The 11,019-nt window shown below is 48.2% G+C and carries 12 protein-coding genes; 2 read left to right on the top strand and 10 right to left on the bottom strand.

Translation table 11 applies throughout. From position 1 onward, the window contains the following. Positions 1-387 precede the first annotated feature (387 nt). The 4 genes from HU824_RS18015 to HU824_RS18000 form a co-directional block, all read right to left on the bottom strand. A complete protein-coding gene (locus tag HU824_RS18015; protein ID WP_008766683.1) occupies positions 388-624 on the bottom strand; it encodes a hypothetical protein in 237 nt (78 codons plus the stop codon). Between the two features lie 196 nt (positions 625-820). After that, positions 821-2,917, bottom strand: coding sequence for a type IA DNA topoisomerase (locus tag HU824_RS18010; protein WP_032585083.1), 2,097 nt, complete (start codon positions 2,915-2,917; stop codon positions 821-823). 96 nt (positions 2,918-3,013) lie between these two features. After that, entirely contained in the window at positions 3,014-3,274 is a 261-nt protein-coding gene (locus HU824_RS18005) for a DUF4099 domain-containing protein (RefSeq protein WP_008766681.1), read from the bottom strand. A gap of 40 nt (positions 3,275-3,314) precedes the next feature. Further along, on the bottom strand, positions 3,315-5,084 hold the full coding sequence (locus HU824_RS18000) for a DUF3945 domain-containing protein (protein WP_008766680.1): 1,770 nt from the start codon (positions 5,082-5,084) through the stop codon (positions 3,315-3,317). A 713-nt stretch (positions 5,085-5,797) separates the two neighbouring features. Here HU824_RS18000 and HU824_RS17995 point away from each other — a divergent pair. Continuing rightward, the gene (locus tag HU824_RS17995; RefSeq protein ID WP_008766679.1) at positions 5,798-6,601 is read left to right on the top strand and encodes a type IV toxin-antitoxin system AbiEi family antitoxin; all 804 of its coding nucleotides are present in this window, start codon (positions 5,798-5,800) and stop codon (positions 6,599-6,601) included. Then, positions 6,598-7,392: a nucleotidyl transferase AbiEii/AbiGii toxin family protein gene (locus tag HU824_RS17990; RefSeq protein WP_008766678.1), complete on the top strand. Its 795-nt coding sequence runs from the start codon at positions 6,598-6,600 to the stop codon at positions 7,390-7,392. The genes HU824_RS17995 and HU824_RS17990 overlap by 4 nt, the downstream gene beginning before the upstream one ends. Positions 7,393-7,651: 259 nt before the next feature. Here HU824_RS17990 and HU824_RS17985 read toward each other — a convergent pair whose 3' ends face one another. The 6 genes from HU824_RS17985 to HU824_RS17960 all read right to left on the bottom strand — a co-directional run bounded on the left by HU824_RS17985 (position 7,652) and on the right by HU824_RS17960 (position 11,009). Continuing rightward, the gene (locus tag HU824_RS17985) at positions 7,652-7,945 is read right to left on the bottom strand and encodes a DUF4120 family protein (protein ID WP_008766677.1); all 294 of its coding nucleotides are present in this window, start codon (positions 7,943-7,945) and stop codon (positions 7,652-7,654) included. 11 nt (positions 7,946-7,956) lie between these two features. Continuing rightward, positions 7,957-8,454 (bottom strand): hypothetical protein, encoded by a 498-nt coding sequence (locus tag HU824_RS17980; RefSeq protein ID WP_008766676.1) that lies wholly within the window; start codon positions 8,452-8,454, stop codon positions 7,957-7,959. A gap of 11 nt (positions 8,455-8,465) precedes the next feature. Beyond that, positions 8,466-8,720 carry a hypothetical protein gene (locus HU824_RS17975; protein WP_008766675.1) on the bottom strand — a complete coding sequence of 85 codons (255 nt, stop codon included), beginning with the start codon at positions 8,718-8,720 and terminating at the stop codon, positions 8,466-8,468. Between the two features lie 11 nt (positions 8,721-8,731). Beyond that, positions 8,732-8,998, bottom strand: a complete 267-nt coding sequence (locus tag HU824_RS17970) for a hypothetical protein (protein WP_008766674.1) — start codon at positions 8,996-8,998, stop codon at positions 8,732-8,734. A gap of 33 nt (positions 8,999-9,031) precedes the next feature. Next, complete coding sequence (locus HU824_RS17965; RefSeq protein WP_008766673.1) at positions 9,032-9,565, bottom strand: DUF4326 domain-containing protein; 534 nt, start codon at positions 9,563-9,565, stop codon at positions 9,032-9,034. Between the two features lie 217 nt (positions 9,566-9,782). Continuing rightward, positions 9,783-11,009, bottom strand: a complete 1,227-nt coding sequence (locus HU824_RS17960) for a TraM recognition domain-containing protein (RefSeq protein WP_080652104.1) — start codon at positions 11,007-11,009, stop codon at positions 9,783-9,785. Positions 11,010-11,019: the final 10 nt, after the last annotated feature.

The following is an 11,019-nucleotide window of genomic DNA, read 5'->3' as shown; positions in this document are numbered from 1 at the left end:
GCAATGTACTGCACATCGCAGAATTTATGACCGTTGCCAAGTCATTACCTCACTTGTGGCAAAAAGTGCGCAAGTTGCTTATTCCTAAATTATTCCTATCTTATAGCTGTATTTTCGGGAAAAATACCGCAAGCCTCCGGCGAGGATGATTTTTTCCGAAACCGCAAGGCTTGACCTTGCCGTCCGAACAAAGGCATTTGCCAACTTTGCCCGGTAGTTTCCGGTATGCCAAGTCTGTGTTTTCATCCCTTTTCCTTTTATTCCTGTCGTTATGGTTTCCGGTTCCACAGAGGGCGGAAAACAAAAAGAGCCGTCCCGGAAGACAGCTCTGTTCTGTAAGGTTCCACTTGATTTTGTATGGCAGTTATGTTTCATGGTCAAATATTGTCAGGATACCAGAAAACTGAGTATGCAGAAAAGTATGGCCGCAGCCACCAGAAGGCAAGCTATCCGGTACAGGAACCTGAAGAATCCCCTAAAACACACGATGGCTACCGCAGCCCACACGGGGGATATGCCCCGTGTGTACATATAACTGAACACGATGAAGGCTGCAAAGCCCAATGCGATGGTCCGTACCCATCTGTTCGCTTGAATCTTGTCGATATATTCCCTTGTTTTCATGACATTCCGGTATTAACGGGTGAAACAGTCTTTTCCAATTTCAAGGGCCGGGATGCGTACCGCCTCCACAGGCAAGGTTTTCGGAGGAAAATACCGGAGCGGCGCGAGGATGATTTTCCCCGAAACCCGGAGGGCCTGACCTTGCCGGTGGAAAAAGGCGGTGCGCTACCTTTGCCCGCGAATTGGAATGACGGTGTTATTTTTTCTTTCCGTTCCCGGTTTTCGGGAACGAGAATACCGTGTTGTATTCCGCATCGAAGGTGACGGCGGCATCGAACGGTACACCTTTCTTTCCCTTGAACCCCTTGATGAGTCTGGTGGTGCCGGAGGAGAAAAGCTGTTCCATGTGGGTGTCGGTCAGTTCCTTGTTCAGAATACGGCGGAACACCAGCAGCCCGCACCCGTCATGGTCGCACCTGGCCACTTTGGAACGGAGGATGATTTTTCCCGTCTTGCACTTGGGGCAGGTGAATGCCCTTTCCTGCATCGCCGGAAAATCCAGACGCAGGATCTCTTCGGTTGCCCTGCGGGTGTAATCCAGGATGGACTGCATGAAGGTTTCCGTATCGAGGGTATGCCTCTCCACCTGCGCCAGGGTCTTCTCCCAGCTTCCCGTCAGTTCCACGTCCGCCACACGCATGTCCTTCACCGCCTCATAGATATACATCCCTTTTTCGGTCGGGATGATGCTTTTGCCGGAGCGGGCGATATAGTCACGTTTGATAAGGGTGGTAATGATGGCGGCACGGGTGGCGGGTGTGCCTATGCCCAATTCCTTGATAGCCTCCTTTGCCTGTTCGTCCGTGATGTTTTTCCCGCAGGTCTCCATCGCCGCCAGCAGGGTGGCCTCCGTGTACAGCGGCTTGGGTAGGGTCTTCTTCTGCGCCATCCCGTGTCCCATGACCGGAACAGTCTCGCCTTCGGCAAACTCCGCCGTCCCCCCGTCACGTTCCGGCTCGTCCTTCTCCCTGTCCTCCTTTCTGGCGAACACGCCGCGCCAGCCCGGTCTGACAATGGAGGAAGAGCGGGAACGGAACGCCATTCCCTCGCAGGCACATTCCATGACCAAAAGTTCCTTCTCGCAGGGTGGCGAGAATGCTTCCAGCATCCTTCCGGCTATCAGGGTGTAAACGGTAGATTCCGCCTCGGACAACCCTTCGGGTGAAATGCCCGTGATAATCAGGGCATGGTGGTCGGTCACTTTCGTGTCATCCACGCTGCGGGTATTCAGATCGGACATGTCGAAAGACTGTCCGTATTCCCTGAATTCCGGCATGGAAACCACTTTTCCCAGCAAGGAAGGAATGTGCCGCATGACATCCTCCGGGATATGGCGGCTTCCCGTCCTCGGATAAGAAATAAGCTTCTTTTCATACAAGGATTGGGCGATGGAGAGGGTCTTCTCCGCTGTCAGGTCATAATGGACGTTGCAATCTTTCTGGAGCGTGGTCAGGTCGTACAGAAGCGGGGCCTGTTGGAAAGTCCTCTTGTGTTCCGACCCAGTGACTGTCGCCACAGAACCGGAAGTGATTTTCCGGTATGCCGCCTCTGCCGCATCCTTTTCCTTGAACTCTTCCGTGTGGATGAACATGCGGTGCGCGTCCTGCCGTTTCAGCGTGAGGTGCAGCTGCCAGTAAGGGGTGGAGACGAAATTCCGGTTCTCCTTGAAGCGGGCACAGACCATGGCGAGCGTCGGGGTCTGTACACGTCCTATGGAGTTGTTCGCCGAGCCGGAGGCTACCGCCAGGGCACGGCTCGCGTTCATGCCCACCAGCCAGTCCGCCTTTGCCCGGCAGTCGGCGGCGGCATACAGGCTGTCGTAGTCGCTGCCGTCCCGGAGGTTCGCCAAACCCTCGCGGATGGCCTCGTCGGTGAGAGAGGAGATCCACAGGCGTTTGAACGGTTTGGTATAGCCTAAGTAGGAATATATCCAGCGGAAGATAAGTTCCCCTTCACGGGCACAGTCGGTAGCCACGATGATGCTGTCGCACCGGTCGAACACGCTGTCGATGATTTTCAGTTGTTTGGCGGCGGCGATGTCCGTCACCATCCCTTTGTCCGTCCTGACCTGGCGGGACACCAGACGGAACGGGTCCGGCAGCATCGGGAGGTTTTCGGCGGAGGTTTTCGTGTAGCCATACGCACCGGGCATGGCGAGCGACACCAGGTGTCCCAACGCCCACGTGACCATATACCCGTTACCTGTACAGTAGCCGTCTTTCTTGTCGGTAGCCCCGACCACACGGGCTATATCCATGCCGACACTCGGTTTTTCTGCAATGATTGCTTTCATGTTCGGATAAAATTTAAGCCGTTCCCCGCTACCGGAACCGGAAAACGGGAAACGGCGGTTTGACATTTTTTACTTGTTATAATGGATGAGCGTTTGTCAGGCCACCGGCTTGACACCGAGGATTTCAATCAGTGCCCCGTCGTCCTTGCGCACCAGTTGCAGGGTGGCGTCCATCACCACGTCCACGCCCAGCAGCACGAGGCTGAGTGACATCACTCCTGTCTTTTCTCCCTTGAGCAACGTATCAAGTTCCCCCGACATTTCCAGCTCGTCCTTCAGGATCCCGATTCCCGCGAGTTCTTCCCAGTTCACGTCTTCCGCCTTGAATGGCGTGTTGTTTTTATTGTTTACGTTCATATTTCTGTTTTTTTGATTTGACATTCATTCTGATTCACGCTCAGGCAATGCTTGCCCCCTTGGACTTGCGGCCAGCCTGTTCCTGTCCCTGCTTCTGGGCGTTCGCCACCACGTTGCGCTGCGATGCGTCACGCTTGCGGTCCGGGTTCTCGTTATAGAAGTCCAGCCTGCCCTGGTTGAAGTTCGCCTTGACATACTGCGAGATGGTCTTTCCATCGTAGCCTTTGATGCCCTCGACCAGTACCGCCTTGCCGCTCTGGAGGTCGGCACGCTGGTTTCTCGTCAGTTTTACGTCCCATACCTTTTCCGGTATCTTGAACTCGGCACGCTGCTCGAAGCCGTCCGGCGTGCGTGAGTAGCTCAGGCGTCCCGTTTCCAAATCCGCCTTGATGAAGGAGGAGAACTCCTCGCCCTTGCGGTTCACCATGTCGTTGAGGAAGATGACTTTGCCCTCGCGCAGTTGTTGCTGTTCCTCGGCGGTGATTTTCACGCCGCCTATTTCATTCGGGATGTAAATTTCACGCGCTCCCTCCGGGGAATCGGGATTGTAGCGTGTGTAGGAAGGTCTGCCCGTGGCCTCGTCCAGCTTGACATACGAGGAGAACAACTCACCGTCCTTGCGCTCCATACCCTCCACGAAGATGGCCTTGCCCGCGTTGAGGTCTTCAATCTGCTGCTTGGTAAGTTCCACTCCGCCCAGCGACTGTCGGTTGAAGAGTTTGTCGTTCTCGAAGATGTATTCGATGCCCCTGCGTTCGGCGTTGACCTGGATGTGGGCGTCGAACTCCTTGCCGTTATTGGAAATCATGCCTTCGATGAACACTTTCTTGCCTTCCCGCAGGTCGTTGATTTCCTGGTCGGTCAGTTTCACACCTTTGATTTCTTGCGGGATGTAGGCGTTTTCCGCGCGCATGGCGACCACCTCGTTGGTGAGCTTGTCGATGCTGATGAAAGAAGGGATGTATTCGCCGTTGCGCCCTTTCAGTTCCACCACACGCCCCATGTTGCCTGTCTCCAACAGGTTCTTCTTGTCCTCTTCGGAGAAGATGTGACCGAAGTACGGGCGTTCGAGTTCGGGTTTCTGGCGGATGCCGTGGATACCTAATACGATAGGGCCTCCCACGGACTGCTGGAATGACAGTCGTGCATCGGTACGTAATACGGCGGAGCCGAAATTCATGCTGATGGGTACCACCTGGTTGGTCTTGTAGCCCCTGAGCATCTGGTCAAGGAGACCGCGCTCCATGAGGTATTCACGGGAAAGTCCGAAATTCTTCAGTTCCTCCCAGTTGATCATGGACTCGTTGTAGCGGTACTTGGGTTGCTGCGTGCCGTCACCTTGGGTGGCCTGCTGCTGTGTCTCATTTTTCTTTGCCATTTCTTCTTGATTTTGATTGTTGATACTTTGGTTTTCCTTGTCGCGTGGAACGATTTCGTATTTTTTGAGGAAGTCTTCCACGGCTTTTGTCTGCTTTCCGGCGGCGAGGTCTTCGATGGCCTGCTTCACTTCCGGGCTGTCCAGCGTATCCGCCTTGACGGAGAGGATGCCGAAACGGGTCGGGTCTTTGAGCTGGCTCCAGAAGTTTTTCACGAAATTCTCGAACATGTTGGCGTACCGGTCGATTTTCAGGAAGGAGTTGCTGTGTTCCTTGTCTGCCGGAACGGTGCTGTATTTCCCGTCCTTTCCGATTTTTGACACCGCCTGTAAAATCAGTTCCATCTTGTCGAGTATGAACACGATGTCACTCATCTGTTCGTTCTCGCTCACTTGCGGCTTCAGGGGTTCGTCCCTCACATTTTTCTTTGCCATAACTTTGAGTTTTTAGAGTTGATAACTACTATTGTCACCGCAAATATATATAGCAAAATTTGATAAATAATTGATTTTTAATTAGTTGAACTACATATTACATCATTTGTCATCACGTTTCACCGCAGGGTGACAGCACGAAAACGAAAAAGGGAAAAAACAGAGGGAAAAGGGCGGGCCACAAGGTACGGGAAGGCAGAGAGAAACCGAAGCAGGGAAAGGGACGAAGAGGGAAAAAGAAAACCTATATTATGCAGAGTTGAGAGCGAGCTGCTTTTGTCCCTACTTCCTTGTATTTCTCATAAGACAGGCGACCGAAAGGAAAAGGATTTATGATAGGATAGATGTTCCAATTGGGACGGTCTGAATTTTATAAAGTACTCCCGTCAGGTTTTGTCTTGACCTTGTTCTATGCGTCGTAGGTCGCTTCGCTTGCTAAGTCCCGACCTTTTCACCCAACTCGGACGGCGATACCGGAACGTTTTTTCGAAGAAAAATTACCGCAGGGAATTTTTTGTACGAAAACCGGAGGCCTGAACGTGAAAGGTATCGTCCTCCGAGTTACCTTCTCAGAGGGACTTAGTGAGTGAAGCGTGACTTAGGATGGTAGTTTATGGAAGAATATGGAAAAATTACCCTTTGAACGAAAATGCGCATCTTTTTAGTGCAATGGTAATCATTTTTTGAGTACCTTTGCACTAAAATTACGCATTATGACAATACGTGAATGGATTAGAGATAGAGAGATAAGTGGATTTCCAACTTTTTCGGTTGAAGAAATTAGGTTGGCATTGCCACATTATTCAGAGCAGGTCATTAAAAATGATTTGTTCCGTATATCATCACAAGGTATAATATATCCGGTCTATAAAGGTTTCTACGTTATTATTCCTCCTCATTATGCTGCCAAAAGAATGGTACCACCGATATATTACATAGATCAGTTGATGTCGTATCTAAACAAGCCTTATTATATTAGTCTCTTAAATGCGGCAGAAATTCATGGTGCAGCTCATCAACGTCCACAGAAATTTTCTGTAATGTCGGTATTTCCAAAGTCTTCTGTTTCGCAATCAAAGAACAATACACTTGTTTGGGTATACCGCAAGGAAATTCCAACAGATTTTTTGTTATCAAAAAATTCTGAAACAGGAGTGATATATTATTCGAATGCAGAATTGACAGCTCTTGACATTGTACAATATGAGCAATATATAGGTGGACTTTCAAGAGCATCTACTATATTGGAAGAACTTACAGAAAAATTAGATTTTCGTGGTGCTTCCAATAAGTTGTTTGGTTATACATCAATCGCAACTATACAACGACTGGGATATATACTGGATGAAGTTCTAAATGCAGCAGAAATTGCAGATACGCTATATATGGAATTGACTTCATATGTAAAGCGTTTCAAATATATTCCTCTAACTATAAATAAACCAAAAGATTGCGCGGAAAGGAATAACCGTTGGAAAATTTTTGTAAATACGATAATAGAAACTGACGAAATATGATAAACAGAACAGCCATCACTCAATGGAATAAGATAGTTCCATGGAATGACAACGCACAAGTAGAGCAAGACCTCATTATATCACGTGCGTTAGTCGCTATTTTTAGCGATGAGTTTCTTGCTTCACAATTAGCATTCAGGGGAGGAACTGCACTCCATAAACTATATCTGACGCCACAGCCCAGATATAGTGAAGATATTGACTTAGTTCAAATTACTCCCGGACCGATAAAGCCAATAATGTTCAGACTTGGGGAAGTTTTGGATTTTTTGCCGGATAGAGTAACAAAACAAAAACGATATAATAACACGATGTTGTTTCGTATGGAATCGGAAATACCTCCCACAATTCCTCTACGCTTAAAAATCGAGATAAACTGTTTTGAGCATTTTAATGAACTTGGATTAGTCAAAATACCATTTGAAATGGAAAATAGTTGGTTCTCAGGCAAGTGCGGAGTAACAACATATCGTTTAAATGAACTGTTGGGAACAAAACTGAGAGCCTTGTACCAAAGGAAAAAGGGGCGAGACCTTTTTGACTTGTATGTCGCTTTGTCTGAAGCATCAGTTGATGTCGAAGAAATTATGCGTTGTTACCACCGTTATATGTCTTTTGTTGTTCAACAACCACCGACATACAAACAGTTCATTAATAATATGGAAGAGAAGATGTCTGACTCTGAGTTCTTAGGAGATACACAAAATCTTATCCGTCCGGAGAGGGAGTTCAATCCTCAGTTGGGGTACGACCTTGTTCGCTCTCAATTAATAGACAGATTGCAAAAATAGCATATCAATAAAAGTAACACCTGAAAAAGAAATATTGCCGGTATCTAAATTTGCCATATAACGATTTAATCTTTGATTTTTGCGGAAAACCTGCGAGAATTGATTTTTAATCCGTCAAATACAGATTTTAGCTTTCTGATTTTGGAGATTTCAGAATGAGCAGACGGAAATAAAATATGAGCGAAGAAAGTGTAAAAGGTAATCAGATTTTGAGTACTTCTGCGCTTTTTTCGCTCAACACAAACTGCGAAACGATTTTTCAAGTGTGTATGCTCCAGCCGTGAAACGGTCCACCAATCATTACAGCAAATGACCGATCCGGCTTGCCGTGATAGAGAAGCCCTCCGACAACGCCCCTTGTCCCGTCTTTCGCCACTTCAGCGAAACCGAATGAATATGGTGCGAAATCGGTGTACAGTTCGATTTCATACCTGCCATTGGAGTTGACCTCCCATTGCTTGAGCCGTTCAATACATTTGCTCAACGTTTCATCACCGATGCTTTTCGCATACTTGACGGTATTCTCGTAGTGTTCCTGACATTTGATTTTCATGTCTGATGTTTTTAAGTTGTTTGTAACAATTCTTCGTATATCCCGAAACCAATGCATCCGGCTATGATGAAATCCTCCTTACCTTTATCCGCCAGTGATTTTAAATTTTCCAAGCTGTCGCAGTAGAAGAATATCTCATCGTCCTTTTCGTTGTCGGAATCCATCGCCAGCGCAATCCTCACTTCTTCCGTTTCCAGCGTGTCGCACCACCGGATAGTGCAGTCCGCATAATGAGGTTCACGTCCCTGCTCACAGTAGAATTTCAGGAAATGGCTACCTATTTCCTTCTTGACTTCATCCGCCTTTTTCCAGATACTATCATCCACGATTTCAAATCCGAGTCCTTCCACCAGCAGGCATGTTCCCTTGTCATATACCATCATGGTGCGCTTTCCCATGTGTTTTTCGCGTATTTCCGCCCAATTCGGCAAGTCCCAACGCTCCACGGTCCAGATCCCTCGGTAATCCTTCGGGATGGAATTGTATTCGCTTAATGTTATCTTTCTCATAGCAGGTAGTTTTAGTTTGTTACAAAAGTCACCTTGTGAGTCTTGCACGGTTTCCCGAATGCCGGACGTGGGTTGAACTCCGTGCATGATTCCCAATCCACACTCATCGTGTAGCCGTTCGGGAAATTCTCGCCGATGAACCGGCTTATCATTTCCAAATCCTCGTTCGGCAGGAACAATTCTTCCTCGATGCCGTACTCCAATGCGAAAATCGCCCATTCAGGAATGTTATCCCAAACGAGCGTCTGTCTGTTTTTCTTGTGCATAATGTCAATGTTTATTGCGGTGATACCATAAGGCTGTTGATGATTCCTTCCAGTTCCGTTTCCCATTTGTCCGTACCGTCCATGACCGACGGATAGGTCAGTTGCTGCCACTGCCGGTAATCAAACAGTTTCATTCTCAGCGGATAGTAGTCGAACAATTTCCGGTTGCCAAAAAATACTCTCAGGTGGTTGGTTCCCACCTCCATCAGTTTCAGACCATAATTGTCAAGAATCTCATGGAATCTTTTCATCGGTGTAAAGTTGCTTCTCTTTTTCATGTCATTTCTGTTTTTTATTGTTTGAATTTTATTTCAGCAGCACATTCTGTACAGGTCATCATCGGTCAGTGTACATAGTTCCTCATCCGTGCAGTAACCGTCAATCTCCTCGCTCGCTTCCATCGCTTCATAAATGCCGTTATGCATATCGTTCACCAGCTCATCGCACAGGCTTTTTACTGACACCCTGAAAATGTCATTACCGACTTGGATTTCCCGAACTGGATAAGCCACTCCTTTCCAGTAGGTCTTTTCTATGGCTATTTCATCGGTACATCCCTCCATGCGTTCCAAGTATTCCTTGATGATGTCCCCATGACAAGGATTCGGCTTGCAGAAACACCCCAATGTCTTGCCCTGCAATTCTCCGATTCGTCTGCGGAACTTTTCATCCGTACTTAAACGATAGTAGAAATACTTCCTGTAACGGTCCAGCGTGCCGCCCCTTGTCATTGTCGCTTCCAGCCTGAACGGATTTCCGAAATAACCGTCTTTCCCTTGTCCCGCTCTTCCTATATATACATCACAGGATTCCTTGCGGATATTGACCACTCTTGTATTGCTCATAACTTGTTTTTTAGTTAAACAATTCCGACCGGCGAGCCGGTATTTTATTTCTTGCCTGCCTTACCGTTCCGTGCCGGATTGTGCAAGGCTTTTCGGGAAAATACCGCAAGCGGAGCGCGGAAGATTTCCCCGAAAACCCGTAGGGCTCGACCTTGCTCAATCCAAAAGGCACGGGACGACCTTTGCAGGCTAAAATAAAAAAGCGGCCTTTCAATGGCTATTCATTATCCTTGTCATTTTCTTCCTGTGGTATCAGGTGTTTCAAATCAGGGTCGTTCTTTATACGGGTCATCTCATCTTCGATTATCCGCACCACGTCCGCTTTTATCTGGGAATAGTTCCGGTCTATCTGCTGTTGCATGATGTCGTTGCCGTCCGCATCCTTGAACTCGTTGATGACGGGTATTTTCTTGTAGGCTTTGGTTTCCGCTGCTACCTTCTCATTATCGACAATAATGCGGGCATGGAAAATCTTCTGGTCAATCTCTTCCCCGAAGTTATCCGCTACGCTGCCCACGAATGTACCCTGTGAGAGGTTGGCTATTTTCGATGCCGGAATGAGCGAATCCATCTGCGTGTTGATGGAGGTGGAGGTGTCCTGCCGGTTGATGGAAATGGACTGCCGCTGTTGGAGTATCTTACCGAAGCGTTCCGAAAGGTTCTTAGCCGTTTCTCCCACGACCTGACCGCTGAAGATGTTGCCCACCGTATTTTGGATTACCTTCGCTTCTTTTTCACCGTAGTCACGGGTCAGCTGAGAGAAGTCCTGGAAGCCGAGACATACCGCCACCTTGTTGCTTCGTGCGGTGGCAATGAGATTGTCAATACCGCGAAAGTAAATCGTGGGCAGCTCGTCTATGATGATGGAAGACTTCAGTTGTCCCTTCTTGTTCACCAATTTTACGATACGGCTGTTGTACAGTCCGAGGGCGGCTGAATAGATGTTCTGCCTGTCGGGATTGTTACCGACACACAGGATTTTAGGGTGTTCGGGATTGTTCAGGTCGAGCGTGAAATCATCACCGGTCATCACCCAGTAAAGCTGCGGGGAAATCATCCTTGAAAGCGGGATTTTTGCCGAAGCGATCTGGCCTTGCAACTGGTCTTGTGCGCCCCCTTGCCAGGCGTCCATGAACGGGGAAAGGTAGTTTTCCAAAGACGGATACGAGGTAAGAATTGTGAAAATATCGGCATACGGCTTGTTCAGAAATTCTATCGCGTGAGGGAACGTGCAGTATTTTCCGTCCTGGTAGATGCGCAAATACCATATAATAGCCGCCAAAAGAATAATCGGGGATTCCACGAAGAAATCGCCCTGTTTCTGTATATCGGGTAAGTCAAGGGCATTGCTGCCCCCTTCTCCCCTAAGAACCGTACGTGAGAGTTTCCCCTCATACGGCTCAAGCAACTCAATATTTCTATTTGTTGTTAGAAATCGGCTCATACTTTCAACA

Origin of the sequence: Bacteroides sp. L10-4 (assembly GCF_013373675.1) — a bacterium.
GTDB lineage: Bacteria > Bacteroidota > Bacteroidia > Bacteroidales > Bacteroidaceae > Bacteroides > Bacteroides muris.
Note: the sequence above shows the minus strand (reverse complement) of the source record. Positions and strands in the feature narration are given on the sequence as shown.